Here is a 16216-nt window from a genome sequence, read left to right as displayed (position 1 = left end):
AAAGCCTTCCATTAAGTTGATCCTAAGACAATACAAATGATTCAGTATGACAATAATTTCCAGAAGTATAGAGCTTCATTCAATTTTAGTCTACTGTTTTGATATCAAATAAAAATTTTAATTATACCCAACGGATTAATATATTAACGAAAAGCATCAATTTTTGAAATAATATCTGATTTATTAGGATGTAAATCAATAATTATTAGTTGATTATGTTGTACATTGTAATTGTTTCTAATACTACTATGGTTATGCAGATCTGCTACAATTAATAAAATATCGAATGGGTATTCTTTTATAATCCTTTTTCTCAAAAGTTTGTTTATTGAATTAAGGTAAAGAATCTCTTTTGACAGTTGATAAAGGAATTTTAATTTTTCTACAAAATTTTAAATAGGTTAGTATTCTTATTTTAAATGTTATTTTTTCGTTAATATTGTATTTATTTAAGTAAAATATTGTTTTTAATTTATTGTTTATTGTCGACATCTATTTAATTTTTAACTTTGACAATACGTTAAATTTTAATAATACAATATAAATACTATCTATTTAATTCAGATCAATGAAAAAATCAATAATTATCTGGTTGATCATCCTTTCTTTTAAACTCAGTTTTTCTCAATATTCTAATTTGAAAATTGAAAATTTCGATACAAATAATGGTCTTTCAAGTAGTACCAGTGTTGAAATATTTCAGGATAGCGAGGGTTTTTTGTGGTTTGGGACAATAGATGGTCTTGATATGTACAATGGTTATGAATTTGAAATTTACAGACCTATCATTAATGATCCGTATTCTATTAGTAATAACAGGATTAATACAATAACAGAAGATAGTAAAGGATTGTTATGGGTGGGTACAAGTAATGGGTTAAATATTTTTGACAAAGACTCACAAAAGTTTTACAGAGTGAATCTTTACAGTAAAAATGTTAAAAGAATAAATTTAAGAGAAGAAATAAATAGTCTGTTATTTGATAAAAAAACAAATTTACTTTGGGTGGGGACAAAAAATGGATTATTAAAAATTAATCTGGCTTCTTCGATTACACCTTCTTTTGATAATTTAGATTTTATTCGTTATGTAAATGCTCCAAAGAATAAAAAATCCATAGACAATAATAATATAACGAGCATTGTTCAGGATAAGTACGGTAACATTTGGATAGGGACAAATGGAAATCATTTAAACAGATACAATCCAAAAGCAGATTCTTTTGAAAGAATTAATATTGTTTTTGAAAAGAAGCAGTATTTAGATCATTTGCCAAAGCAAATCCTGATTGATAAAAATGGTGATTTTTGGATTGGAAACGATATGGCCCATCTTTATGTTTTTGATATTAAAAAAAGGGCAATTAAAAAAGTAGCAACAGTAAATTACACGATACCAATATTCCATTTATTTCAGGATAAGAAGGGACTTGTCTGGGCATCTACAGATGGCAGCGGAATCTATTTGATAGATAAAAATAAAGGAGCAATTCAGCATTTAATACAAGATCATAATGATTCGTATTCATTGCCTAATAACCAGCCTTCAAAAGTCTTAGAAGATAAAGACGGTATTTACTGGATTGCTACATATAATAAAGGAATCAACAAATTGGCTTTATTTAAATCTTCATTTGGGCATCATTTTTATAAACCAAACAGTGATAAAGGACTAAGTACTAAGATTGCCCAATCTGTGATAGAAGACAGTAAAAGGAGGATTTGGATTGGTACAGATGGAGGAGGGCTGGATTTGCTTGATAATAAAAACGGATCTTTTAAACATTATAAGACAATTCCGGGAAATTCCGGTTCCCTAAGCTCCAACAAGATTTTATATTTATTAGAAGGAGAAAATAATATTTTATGGGTGTGTACCTGGGACAAAGGACTCAATAAGTTCAATGCCGACACCGGATTAGTAAAAAGATATGAAAATGATCCGGGAAATCCGTTCTCAATTGGTCAAAATACGGTTTGGTGTGCTGCAAAAGACAATCAAAAACGAATATGGCTTGGCACTTCAACAACAGGATTAAATTTATTTGATACCGAGTCTGAAAAGTTTTTTAAGTTTAAGAATATAGTAAATAATCCGAAAAGTCTGATCAGCAACTTTGTTTTTTCTCTATTTACAGATTCTCAGAACCGCTTATGGGTGGGGACTTCATTAGGGCTTTGTTATGTGAAATTAAGTAGTTTAAATAAAAGAATCCCCGATAATATTAATTTTGAAGAGATAAAAATTAAGAATATTCAAGGCAATCGTATCAATCATATAACAGAAGATTATAAAGGAAATATCTGGGTTAGCACTGATATGGGATTATATCAATTAGACAGGAACTTAAAATTGAAGCATTCTTATTCCTCTAATAATGGACTTCCAAATAATCTGGTCGTGGGAATTCAGGAAGACCATGATAAAAATATATGGATTAGTACTAAAAGCGGATTGTCATTATTAAACCCGAAAACCCAAAATATTAAAAATTTTAATGTGCATGATGGATTGCAAGGGCTGGAGTTTCAAAGCAAATCGATTGCAAAAACCTTTGATGGACGGATTATTGTTGGCGGAATAAATGGTTTTAATATTTTTTATCCTAATGATATTTCCCTTAGTTCAAATAAAGTTGTGCCAATTATTACTGATATTAAGGTGTTTAATAAAAGAATAAATGCCGGTGATACCATAAATGGAAGGGTACTTTTTAATAAATCCATATCAAATCTTGCCGAGCTGGAATTAAAGTATAATGAAGGTTATATTTCGTTTGGATTCGTTGCTTTAAATTTTCAAAATCCTGAACGTGTCAAATATGCTTATAAGATGATTGGTCTGGATCATGATTTTATTACTGTAAATAAAAACAGAATAGCTAATTATTCCAATTTAGCACCGGGGATCTATAAATTTGAAGTTATAGCCTCAATAGACGGACAATGGAAAAGTGCTGGAAAGACCAGTCTTTTAATCAAAGTACTTCCTCCTTTCTGGAAAACATGGTGGGCTTATTTATTTTATTTTTTGATACTTATAGGAGGTGTATGGCTTGTATTGGATTTTTACGCTAAAAAAATAAATGAAAAGAAAGAACACGAACTAGATCAGATGAAACTCCGTTTTTTTATCAATGTCTCCCATGAGTTCAGAACGCCCCTGACGTTGATATTAAATCCAGTTGAGAAAATATTATCTCAATTAAATGATGTTGAAGAAGTTAAAAAATCAGCTAATTTGATTCAGAAGAGCAGTAAGCGACTGCTGTATCTGGTAGATCAGCTTTTGGATCTCAGAAAAATTGAATCAGGGAAATCATATTTGGAAGTAACTAATCTTGATATAGTTAAGTTTTCTAAAGAGATATTTTACTTGTTTGAAGATTTGGCAAAGACCAAAAACATTCGGTTTGTTTTTGAGTCTTCGTTAAAAGAGTATTATGGTATGTTCGATCCGGATAAAATTGAAAAAATACTGGCCAATTTATTATCAAATGCTATCAAATTCACGAATAATAAAGGGATAATTAAGATTTCGATTTCTGAAGAGGAAAGCTTTAAGAAAAAATATAAGTGGTTCTTTTTTAGTCCTGTGACTTCTCAGAAAATGATTCAGATTAAAATTACGGATACAGGGATTGGATTTAAAAAGAAACAATTGAAAGAGGTTTTTCAACGATTTTTCCATGCAGATTCTTCAAAAACGGGAACAGGAATAGGGTTGAATTACACCAAAAGTTTAGTCGAATTACATCAGGGTGAAATTTCGGTGGAAAGTGAATATAAATCCGGATCAACATTTACGGTTCAAATTCCAACAGATATAAAAACAGACGGTAAACAGGTCAGAAAAGGTTTCAAACTGAATATTTTGCCTAATAAGCAAATGGACAGCATAGAATCAGTGGCCTATGAAATTGCTATTACAGATGAAGCTGATGTCCTTCAGGATGTAAGCAGAGAGGAAGAAAAAGGAAATAAACCAGTAGTACTCCTAATTGAAGACAACAAAGTGCTTCGCAATCATATTAAAAATGAATTAAGCGACCAGTTCAAAGTTAAAGAAGCAACTAATGGTGTCGAAGGGTTAGAGAAAATACGTAAATATTTCCCTGATGTCATAATTAGTGATGTGATGATGCCTAAAATGGATGGATTTGAATTGTGTCATGAAGTTAAAAATGATTTTGAAATCAGTCATATTCCAATTTTACTATTAACGGCAAGGAATCTGGACGAGGATGTTCTTCAGGGCTATCAGACAGGTGCAGATGGTTATATTTCAAAACCATTTAATATGAATATTTTAAAGGCGAGAGTTGTTAATCTTTTGGAAGCCAGAAAAAGAGTGCGTGATCGTTTCTCAGCTATTGGCGGTATTGTTCCTTCGTCTGAGATGACTGTTAATTCCCTTGACGAACAATTTTTAGAAAAATCAACTAAGATTGTAATAGCGAATGTTACTAATATTGATTTTACGCTGGATGATTTAATTGGAAATCTGGGCATGGGAAGATCACAATTTTATCGAAAAATAAGTTCGCTGACAGGTCAGAATCCCAGTAATTTTATTAGAACCATCCGATTAAAGTATGCTTCTGAATTATTGTTGACAAATAATTATTCGATAAAAGAAGTGGCTCATAATTGTGGTTTTAACTCGACTGCCTATTTTACAAAAACATTTAAGGAAGTTTTTAAAGTTACTCCAACTCAGTATATTCAGGATCAAAAAGAAAAAAAGGAGTAAAACCAATTTTGTACATAAATAAAAGTTGAACTAATCAGCCTGATTTTAAATTTAAAATCAGGCTTTTTTTATATACAGCTACTAATTGTTCTCGTTTGTTTATATGCATAAATGATATAATGCGATGTAATATAAAAACAGGCTCATTTTTATAAGGCAATATTGAATAGATAATCGGTATTAGGGCTGTTTTATGTCAACAAATTAAACTTAATCAACACATTCAAAAACTGTTTTTTTACCGCTTTTTGTTTTTATAATTAGTTTTTGTAGGGGAAAATAGATGCAAATATCAAAATGGATGATAAGTTATAGTCTTTGAATGATTTGTTATAGCGCTAATATTCTTTAAATATTTAATATTGTATGGGTATTATTCGTGATATGCTATTTAAATCACTATAAAATTATGTATATCAAAATTATTAAGCTAAAAAAAAATAAATGTGAATTTTTTTAAAAAAACGTAACCATTCCTGAGAGTCTAAAATATTTAGATCAAAAACGAAATTAAAATAATAAACCAACTAATTTACTAACAAAAAGTGATCACTATGAAAATGAATTTTTTAATAAAAACAAATTTATGGCTCAGGCTTAAACCATCTTTGGTTTTGTCTTTCCTTATTTGCTTTTCTTTCCAGTCTTTTGCCCTAAGTAAAGAAGAGTCAAACATTTCGAAGAGTTATGTACGAAATGAAGAAGCAGATCAAATAATAATTAAAGGGAAGGTAACTTCAGCAGAGGATAATTTAGGAATCCCGGGGGCAAATGTTACTATAAAAGGTGTTAAAGGAGGCGTGACTACCGATTTTGACGGAAGCTATACCATTACTGTAAGTTCTCCGGATGTAATACTTGTTTTTAGCTCTGTAGGTCTTAAAACTAAAGAAATCCGTGTAGATGCGCAAAGAATTATCAATGTAACTTTAGAAAATGATGTTGCAGCTTTAAAGGAGGTAATAGTTGTGGCTTATGGAACACAAAAGAAAATAACTTCCACAGGTTCTATTGAAACAGTAACAGCTAAATCTTTGCAAGACAGGGCAGTCACAAATCCAGCATTGTCTTTGCAGGGGCAAACGCCAGGTTTAGTAGTTACCCGTAATTCGTCCAGACCAGGAAGAGAAGGTCTTAATTTACAAATTAGAGGGGCTACTTCTATCAATGGTGGCTCTCCTCTTATTGTTATTGATGGTAATCCAGCTATTAATAATGAAGCTTTCTATAATATGAACCCTGACGATATTCAATCGGTTACTGTCTTAAAAGATGCTTCAGCGGCACTTTATGGTTCGAGAGCCTCAAATGGAGTTATTATGGTAACTACCAAAAAGGGGAAAAATGGAAAAATGAAAGTGGAACTTGCTACAACAACAAGGGTAAATGTTTTAGGGATTAGACCTCAAACACCAACTATGCAACAATACGCAACAGCTTGGTTAGATGCAGCGGAACAAGATGGAGCCCAGGCCAATTATTGGGGATGGCAGTCTAAAGAAAATTTAGAGTTAATGAAAACAGGGTATGCGGGAATTTACCCAACCCAATTTTGGGGTAATATCTATATATCGAATTCTCCAAGATATGAGGAGATGTTTGGTCGTTCTGTTTCTACTTATCACAATGGTAGTATTTCGGGAGGTACTGATAATACCAATTACAGGGTATCTTATGGATATTCAGAAGATGTTGGTGCCCTTCAAACGGCTTACGATGGAAAAAAGCAGTATAATGTAAGATTGAACTATGATTATAATGTAAACAAATGGTTGAAATTAGAAACCAATATTTCGTATTTTAAATACGATCTTTCATCACCTTCTTCTGGTATGGACGGTTCGGTATCACAAGACCCACCATTTTTTCCATCAAGAAACCCTTTCGGACAATGGTATGCTAACTTTAATATAGCAGGGAATCGTAATAATGTTGCGGCTACTGTAGATGGAGGGAGAGATAAAACGACCAGAGACCAGATCATGATGAATGTAGCAGCTACATTCAAATTGTATGATGGTTTAACTTTTCAAACGAAAGTGGCTTATAACAAAGATTTTTTTAATAATCTGAATTATGTTATAACAGTTCCTCAGTATAGCTGGTATGGTACTTTAGCACCTGAGTCAGTTAACTCGGAGTCTTCTATAAGACAGGAAAATAAACAAATTACGTATCAAAATTATGGTGGATTTTTAAATTACGATAAAAGTTTTGGGAATCACAGTTTTGCAGCTCTTTTAGGGATGACTGCTGAAAAAACGGAAGATGTTCGATTGTATGGTTATAGAAAAGGCTTTATTGATAATGGAGTGTATGATATAAATATGGGGTCTATTGAAAATAAGGTGGAAGCAACAGGAGGCAGAGGACATAAAGGATTGTATTCTTATCTGGGACGATTCAATTATGCTTATAAAAATAAATACTTGTTTGAAGGGAGTGGCAGACGTGATGGTTCTTCTCAGTTTGGGCCTGGAAATAAATGGAATAATTTCGGAGGAATACAGGCAGGATGGGTTGTGTCTGAAGAAGGGTTTATGAAAAATATCAAGCCATTAAGTCATTTGAAATTGAGATATTCTTATGGAGAAATGGGATCACAATCAGGTGTTGGTAATTATAGTTACATTTCTAATATTAGTAATGGTAGTGCCGTTTTTGGAACCACGGCAGCGCAACAAGCCTCTAGTTGGGTTAATGGAATAACTTCTAATCAAAATTCATGGGAACGAGTTGTGATGAAAACCTACGGTGCCGATTTTAATTTCTTTGACACAAAATTATTTGGATCGTATGATTTTTTTACGAAAAAAAATGTAGGAATGCTTACTGATATTATTTATCCGGATGTATTAGGTGGTCTTGCTCCAAAAACAAATGCAGGTGAACTTGAAACCAAAGGATGGGAGGTTTCTTTGGGTTACAGAGGTGAAATAGGTAAATTAAAATATAGTGTTTCGGCTAATATGGGAGACACCAGAAATATCCTGCTTAAAAAAGAAAATGCTGAAGTTATCACTCCGGGAGTTAATTATAATGGCGTGTTAGGGCATCCTTTAAATCCTGTTTTCTTGTATCAAACAGCACTTTTTCAAACCCAGGCTGAAGTAGATGCTTATTATGCAAACACCAATAACAATGGGGCACTTCCTTCAGGATTAAATGTTTTACGACCAGGAGACACTAAAAGAGTGGATTTAAATAATGACGGGATGATAGATGCTAAAGATCTCAAATTTATGGGGGACACAGCAGCGCATTATGTATATGGTGTTAACTTAAGTGCTACTTATGGTAAATTTGATGTTTCAACCTTTTTTCAAGGAGTTTTAGAGCAAAATGTGCTAAGAACAGGTTTCTTGTCTTATCCTTTTAATACAATTTATGGTAGCCAAACAACTGCTTATTTAGGTAAAACCTGGACACCTGAAAATACTGATGCAGCTTATCCAAGATTGACAACTAATACAACAAGAGCAGCATGGAACTGGGAAAATAATGATTTTGCCTTGCAAAATAACCGTTATATCAGGCTGAAATCGTTAATAGTGGGATATACTTTAAAAGATTTAAAAATTGCCCAATTTCAATTAGATAAGTTTAGGGTTTATTTTTCAGGAAATGATTTGTTTGAATTTTCAAAAGTTAAAGATGGATACGATCCTGAATTTGGAGATAGTTCAAATAACATCTATCCATTTACCAGAACCTTTTCTTTAGGATTAAATGTTTCCTTTTAATTATTAAAAAGACTAATATGAAAAATATAGTAACAACATTAGTACTGTCTTCAGTATTATTATTTACAAGCTGTCAGAGTGATTACTTAGATTTAGATCCTCTTGATGCGCAAACAGAGGCTTCTTATTTTAAAACACCAGCAGATTTTAAAGCAGCATCCAATGATTTTTATAATAAAATGGTGAGCTGGAGAGGGGTTGATGGCAGCAATATATACAACTTCATGGATTTTGGCACCGACTTGACCTCTTTAAGTCAGGATGAAGGAAGGGGAAATACAATTGCTCCTGTATCCGACATATATTGGAGAAATCCTTATAAATATATTAGGGCAAATAATATTTTATTAAATGCTGCGGCACAATACCAAGGTAATAAAACTGATATTGCTCAATATGTAGCAGCAGCAAAATTTTTCAGAGCATGGCATCATTTCTTTTTACTAAAAAGATACGGTGGAGTACCTGTTGTAACCACTGTAGTAGATGTTAATGACGGGGTGTTATATGGAAAACGCAACAGCCGTTACGAAGTGATGAACCAAATCATAACCGATTTAAATGAAGCTATTCCTGATTTGCCATTAGAGCAAAATATAGCAGCATCAGACAAAGGACATCTTAGTAAATGGGCTGCTAAGGCTTTTAAAGCCAGGGTTTTATTGTATGAAGCTACTTGGGAAAAATATGTAGGTACCACTACAGATGGAGATGGTGTTTCAAATGGAGCGGGAACAACTGGTAATGCATCGAATACACAAGCTTATTTAGAAGAAGTAATTGAATTAACCAAAGATGTAATGAGTAATGGTGGTTATGAATTATGGAATCATAATGCAGAGTTGAATAATTTTAGTATGTATTATTTGTTTAATCTGGAAGATGCAGGCTCTAACCCTGCAGGATTGGATAAATCAACAAATAAAGAGTTTATTCTTTATAATAAGTACGATTTTAGTTTATTAACAGGCAATACCAATTTAAGTCATACGGTTGGTTCAAGATTGGCTCCTTCCAGAAAATTTATGGACATGTTTCTTTGTTCAGATGGTTTACCTGTAGACAAATCGCCTTTGTTTCAAGGATATGTAAAAGTAGGGGACGAGTATAGAAACCGTGATTATAGATTGACTTCTTATTTTGTTGATTTAGCCACCGATGCAATTCCGGTTTCTGGAGCCATAAAATTGTTTGGTCCGGGAGGAGATAGTGGTTCGGGTTATGCTAATAGAAAATTTAGGGCATATAATTATGGTACTTATAGAGCAGCAAATACAGAATCAGCCGATTACCCTCAAATTAGATTAGCCGAAGTATATTTGATGTATGCAGAAGCTTTGTATGAATTGAATGGTACAATTACTGACGGACAGTTGAATGAATCGATAAATCTGATTCGTCAAAGAGCAGGGCTTCCAGCATTAACAAATACTTTTGTTACTACTAATAATTTGAATATGTTGGACGAAATTAGAAGAGAAAGAGCCGTTGAATTGTTTGGTGAAAATACCCGCTATGATGATTTAAAAAGATGGGGTGTGGCAGAGCAGATATTAAACGAACCCATATTAGGTTCAGTAATTCAGGCAACTGATTACGAAGGAAATATTAATTTGTATAAACCAACGGCTTATCCGTATGGAGAACTTTCAGTTGCTACAGGAAAAGGAAACCTAAAAGCTTTGTTACTTGATCCAACAGATAACAGAAATTTTCAACGTAAACATTATTTATTTCCTTTGCCAACGTCACAGCTGCAGATGAATACAAAATTGTTACAAAATCCAGGTTATTAATTAGTAACTTTTAAACGAATACTAGTATGAAACATATTATAAAAAATAAAATAAAAGCTGTAATAGTACTATTTAGTATAGTATTAATAGCTTCCTGTAGTGATCAGGAAAAAGATTTTGAAGGAAAACCTCTGGTTACTTATCCGGATTTTACAATTACCGGGATAAGCCCTAATGAAGGGTTTCCGGAAACTAATGTTGTTATTAGCGGAAAAAACTTCGGTACTTTAAAAGAAGCTGTAAAAGTGTTTTTTGGAGGTATTCCAGCCACCTCGGTTGTATCTTGTGAAGATAGTCAAATAGTGGTGACCGTGCCTAAAAAAGCTGTAAGTGGCAAAGTTACGCTACAAATATGGACTCATAGTCACGATGTAGAAAGTGTTTTTACCGTGATTCCTCCACCGGTTATTGAGTCGGTTAGTGCTGATGCAGGTTCTCCGGATGATGTAATTACTATTACAGGTACAGGTTTTGGTAGTGATTTATCAAAATTGGGTATATCATTTAACGGAACAAGCGGAATAGTAAATTCAGTTGAGTCCGGAACAACAATAACTGCTACAGTACCATCTGGTTTTACTTCAGGCAAAATTACATTAACGGTGAACGGCTATCCGGTTGTTGGTCCTAATTTTGCTTACTTAGTTGCGGTTCCTAATGCGACTTATCAATTAGATTTTGAAGATAATTTGAATGCTACCTTTGGAGGAACGGCAGCAACTTATACACAAGGTTTAGGTTCTCCAATAAGTTATGTTACAGGAGTAAGCGGTAAGGCTGTTTCTCTTGCAGGTTATGCAAATGCTGCCGGAGGTACTAATAGCAACATTTTTAATCAAATTTTAGCCTTACCTGTAAACGTGGCACAACATAATGAACTGACCGTTTCTTGTTGGGTAAACTGGCCAGTTAAAACAGAGTGGACACCAATTTTTGAATTTGGGGCTTCCAGAGGAAATCGTTTGTGTCTTTTAGGAAAAGCTGCCGGTTGGTGGAATGGAGCTGGTGATAATTTGGTAGGGCGTACTATTTTTGAAAACGTGACAGGTTTTGCAGGTTATAATGAAACTAATGTCATTACTAATTCTCAGATACCTGTAGAAGGATGGCATCATGTAGCTATGACAACATCAAAAGCAAATAAACAATGTAAAATATATATGGACGGATTACTGGTAAAAACGGGAACACTGCCTGCTGCATACGATTTGACATTATACAATCAGAATCGTGCATACATTGGTGCTAGTACTTATGGTACACCAAATGAACCTGCTTTTGGAGGGAAAATTGATAAATTCCAGATATTTAACTCTGTTTTGTCAGATAATCAGATATATACAATTTATTACAAAAAATAAGAGTTGAAAATGATTAGTAAGATTAAAAACACAATTGAAGACAAAGAATACTAAATCAAGAATTTATTTATTTTAGGGTTAAGTAATTTATTGACCAAGAATAACATCCTTATTCTTGGTCTAATTTTAGAAAATTAAAATATTGAAAAAATGATAAAAACAAAAATCGCAATCGCAATAATTAGCTCTTTATGTTTTGTTGCTTGTAGTTATGACTATGGATTGCCAGAAAAAAAAGACGAGATTGAAGTTGTAAAAACAGAAGATATTACAGTACCTGCAAATATGATTTTTGCTCATCCCGGATTATTGCATTCTCAGTCAGATTTTGACAGAATGAAGGCAAAAGTGGCTGCTCAGATCGATCCTTGGATTTCAGGTTATAATAAATTGATTTCAAACAGTCATGCATCTGCCAATTATGTAATGAAAGGCCCGGTAGTAAAGCTTATCAGAGGTGGAGGTTCTAGAGAAGAGCCAGCAGCAGACAATTATGGAGCAGCAATGCAAGATGCACATGCCGCTTATCTAACAGCGATTCGCTGGAAAATTACGGGAGATGTGGCTTATGCCAATAAGTCCATACAGATATTAAATGCTTGGGCAGCCACTTGTACTTCTATCAGCGGTGATTCTAATAAAGCATTAGCTGCCGGGATTTACGGTTATCAGTTTGCCAATGCAGCTGAAATCATGCGTGATTATTCAGGTTGGAATGTTAACGACTTCGGAAAATTTAAAAAATGGATGCTGGATGTATTTTATACTGAAAACTATCAATTTTTACAGACACATTATAATAACTGTAATACAGTATATTGGGCAAATTGGGATTTGTGTAATTTAGCTTCTATTATGTCCATAGCAGTATTAAATGATGATGTATACAAGTACACTTATGTGATTGATTACTTAATGAAAGGAGCAGGTAATGGACAATTAAAAAAAGCAATCAATTATATTCATCCTAAAAGCAGCAACGACGATATTGATTTAGGTCAAATTCAGGAAAGCGGTCGTGATCAGGGACATACTTTAATGGTTATTGGTATGCTTGGTTCTATTGCCCAAATGGGAGAAAATCAAGGTTTAGATATTTATGGCTATAATGACAATATGATATTGAAAGGGGCTGAATATGTAGCAAAATTTAATGCAGCCAGATTATCAGTGCCATTTACAACTTATACCAATTGTGTCAATGAAACACATACAACAGCAGCTGATGATGCTGGAAGAGGTCAAATTAGACCAGTATGGGAGAGAATTTATAATCATTATACAAAAGACAAAGGAATTACCGCACGTTATATTAAAATAGCTAAAGACATAGGGTATCCTGAAGGCGGAAGTGGTGATTTAAATCCTAATAGTGGAGGATATGATGATTTAGGATTCGGTACTTTATTGTATTCAAAATAAGATACTAATCGTACTTGGAAATTACACCCGTTGGATATATTTTTGATATACTACGGGTGTGTTTTTTAACTAATACAATGAAAATAATTTGTGGAGGAAACTGATTTTACGGATTCTCATAGATTTGAATTGAAAATAGCAGAAAAAACACATTTTTTATCTGTTCAGGACTATTACTGACCAAGTAGGTTGGGGCAGTTTATTCTTTAATAATACATCTTTCAAAAAATAAATAATATGATTAGGCTGTCTTCGGACAGCCTCTTTTGTTTGATAACCTTCAAATAGGGTATAGGGCATGTATAAAAAGTGTATTTGTTCTAATGGGGTTAGGATATTTTCTTTAAAAGTTTTTAGAAGTGTCATGAGTTCGGATTAATGAGACTCGTGTACATGCATAGTTTAATGAACAAAATTACTGCTTAAAGATGATTTTGTTTTTATCAAATAGCCAATCATAAAAAATACAAAACCATTTCAAATTTTAATATTGAGAGGGCTTTATATGTTTATTTAATAAAAAAATACTTCAATTTTTTGGTTTTTGTAATTTAATGGGTTTTAATTTATACATAATGAAATTTATTTTATAATTAATTAGTGTTTATATAAATAAATTTGGGAACAATGTTAATCCTCTTAATGTCTCATACGAGGTATCAGACATAATAGGTTTGCTAATTTATTTTATAGTGATTACTAGTTCTAAAAAAGAAATGAATCATTTCTTTTTTAAAATCTATTTCTTAATCCTTCAAGTAAGTATGAAAGTATTTATGTAGATGTAAAATAGAAAATTATAGCTTGAATTTATTTGTGTTTTTTGTGTGATATACAAATGTAGTTTTGATCTTGAAGATGGATATTAATAATTGATATCATAAGCCGAGTGATAGATTACGAAATTAAAATTTTATTAACTAACCAATTTTAACCACCATGAAAAAAATTTTATTATTTACAAGTCTCATACTTGTAGTATTTTCCAGTTGTTCTAAAGAAGAGGAAAATTTTGAGACAAAAGCAGAAGTAAATGAAGCAGTTCTAGAGAATACTGCTACGACACTTAAAACTTCAAGTTCATTTGTTCACCCAGGTACAGTTTTAACCAAAAGTCAGATGCAGTTTGCTTATAATAAAGCAATTGCAGGTGTTGAACCTTATAAGACAACATTTGCTAATTTTCAAACGAAATATAGTGCGTTTTTATCACCAACTTACACATCGCATGCACATACACAAGTAGGCAGAAATTTATTTAAGAGCGACTACGAGAACGATGCTATGGCAGTTTTTGTAAATGGAGTAATGTGGAATATGACAGGAACTAGTAGGTATGCAGATAAGGCATTGGAATTGCTAGATTCATGGAGCTCAACTTTAACCTCAATTCAATATCCTGACAATGATTGGCAGCTCTCTGTTGGTTATGGAATGCATTTTATGGTATATGGAGCCGATATGATTTATAACTATACCAGCTTTACTGCTGCAAAAAAACAAAAAGCAATTAGCATGTTTAATATTATGTACAATTGTATGACAAACTATGCAACACAATACGGTTTAGCTGTACCATTTGTGAGAGATGGATGGCCTTCATGGGGTTCAAGTCAAGGGAAATTCCTTATGGCTTTTGGTGTTTTTTCACAAAATTTAACAATGTATAATCTTGGGGAAAATTATTTTAAAAAAACAGCTGCTAATGGTGCTGATGTTGGTACAATTCAAACTGCTTTTTTAAATTCAGGACAACCACTCGAGGCAGCAAGGGATCAATATTATGTGCAGTTGGGTTTAGCTAGTTTCCTCGAAGCTGCTCAAATATCATATAACCAGGGAAGTACGACTCTTTATGATTCCCGTAGTGGGGTTATTGGTAAAGCTATGGAATATACGGCCAAGTATAATCTTGCAAATTCAGTAACATGGACATCATGGACACCAGCGACTTCTATTTGGGGCGTTACATACCCTGTTACTTCAATTTCATCAACTAATCGTGGTAGATTTCGTCCTATTTGGTATATGGCTTATAATTACTATCATAATTATCGAGGTATGAATATGCCTTATACATTACAGGTTATTAATAATAATACAATTGAAGGAGCAACTTCAACCATTACAGACGAAGTTGGATTTGGTAGTTTATTTTTTAACAATACTACACAGGCTATTGTATCTCCTTCCTATACCTGGTCAGGAGTATATTAAAATAAATTACTTCTAAACAAATTCAATTTATTACACAAAAAAAATAAATAGTAAAGGCTGGCTACTTTTTAATTAGTAGTCAGCTTTGTTATTTTATAGTAATTGATTTTTGGATTGACTGTCTGTTTTTAGCTATAAATGATATAACCCCGTAATACCGGTGGTTAAAAGCCTTTCGGGTAACTTTTCTTTTAAATATCTTCTAATTAGCCTGCAAAGAAATTCATTAAGATACAGCTCAAGGTGTTTTTTGGGTGATAATTTTCTAAAAAAATTGTTTAATAACTAATTGCATATTGATTTTCAAGCAGCACGATCCCGAATACTTTATCTTCTTCTATTTCTCTAGATTCGACGGTAAAATCATGTTTCATCAATTCCTTCCAGTATAGGTATGAACCCCAATTGTGAAGCTTATGAGCCATGTTCAAACAGAGTCATAAGCTTTTAAATCCTAATTTTTTTTTGATTTTCTTTAATTAAATCCTTTCATGGTTATTGTTAATAAAAATATGGTTTTGTTACCATACAAAGAATGGCAAGTTTGAACGTGTCATTATCGTGCTCTTTACTTCTACATTTACAAACTGCCTGAATTTATCTCTCTTTTCCCTATAAAGGGTAATCAACAAATGTCCTTACTTCCAAAATTCGCTGTAAAACGGAATAAATTCATGACTTTTTATATATAAATCTTTTTAAATTATGAGTAATTACGGGCAATCAAAATTAATTGTAATGATAATGTCGGTTGAATTTTTTGAGAAATAGATCTTAAATAGAAAAAGTCAACAATATAGCAGGATTGCGATTGTTTATGGTTTATAATTTATATCAAATGAATGATAATTTATCACAAATAAAATGAATTGTCAGTAATATTGAAAAAATTATGGAAAATAATAGAACAGGTTTACACTGATA

General features: G+C 32.5%; 7 protein-coding genes. 6 read left to right on the top strand and 1 reads right to left on the bottom strand.

All coding sequences use genetic code 11. From position 1 onward, the window contains the following. Positions 1-568: 568 nt before the first annotated feature. From DMB65_RS18865 to DMB65_RS18845, 5 genes are all read left to right on the top strand, one after another. A complete protein-coding gene (locus DMB65_RS18865; protein WP_110308186.1) occupies positions 569-4753 on the top strand; it encodes a two-component regulator propeller domain-containing protein in 4185 nt (1394 codons plus the stop codon). A gap of 554 nt (positions 4754-5307) precedes the next feature. Beyond that, positions 5308-8496 carry a SusC/RagA family TonB-linked outer membrane protein gene (locus tag DMB65_RS18860; protein WP_110308185.1) on the top strand — a complete coding sequence of 1063 codons (3189 nt, stop codon included), beginning with the start codon at positions 5308-5310 and terminating at the stop codon, positions 8494-8496. A 17-nt stretch (positions 8497-8513) separates the two neighbouring features. Further along, positions 8514-10292 carry a RagB/SusD family nutrient uptake outer membrane protein gene (locus DMB65_RS18855; protein ID WP_110308184.1) on the top strand — a complete coding sequence of 593 codons (1779 nt, stop codon included), beginning with the start codon at positions 8514-8516 and terminating at the stop codon, positions 10290-10292. A 26-nt stretch (positions 10293-10318) separates the two neighbouring features. Continuing rightward, a complete protein-coding gene (locus tag DMB65_RS18850; RefSeq protein WP_110308183.1) occupies positions 10319-11653 on the top strand; it encodes a LamG-like jellyroll fold domain-containing protein in 1335 nt (444 codons plus the stop codon). A gap of 150 nt (positions 11654-11803) precedes the next feature. Continuing rightward, positions 11804-13075 (top strand): alginate lyase family protein, encoded by a 1272-nt coding sequence (locus DMB65_RS18845; RefSeq protein WP_110308182.1) that lies wholly within the window; start codon positions 11804-11806, stop codon positions 13073-13075. A 156-nt stretch (positions 13076-13231) separates the two neighbouring features. Here DMB65_RS18845 and DMB65_RS22225 read toward each other — a convergent pair whose 3' ends face one another. Beyond that, positions 13232-13441, bottom strand: coding sequence for a hypothetical protein (locus tag DMB65_RS22225; protein WP_165835001.1), 210 nt, complete (start codon positions 13439-13441; stop codon positions 13232-13234). Positions 13442-14014: 573 nt separating this feature from the next. Between DMB65_RS22225 and DMB65_RS18840 the strand changes: the two genes are divergently transcribed. Beyond that, complete coding sequence (locus tag DMB65_RS18840) at positions 14015-15292, top strand: alginate lyase family protein (RefSeq protein ID WP_110308181.1); 1278 nt, start codon at positions 14015-14017, stop codon at positions 15290-15292. Positions 15293-16216: the final 924 nt, after the last annotated feature.

The organism is Flavobacterium cheongpyeongense (genome assembly GCF_003202435.1).
In the GTDB taxonomy this organism is placed as follows: Bacteria; Bacteroidota; Bacteroidia; order Flavobacteriales; family Flavobacteriaceae; genus Flavobacterium; species Flavobacterium cheongpyeongense.
This window is presented reverse-complemented; position numbering and strand designations above follow the sequence as displayed.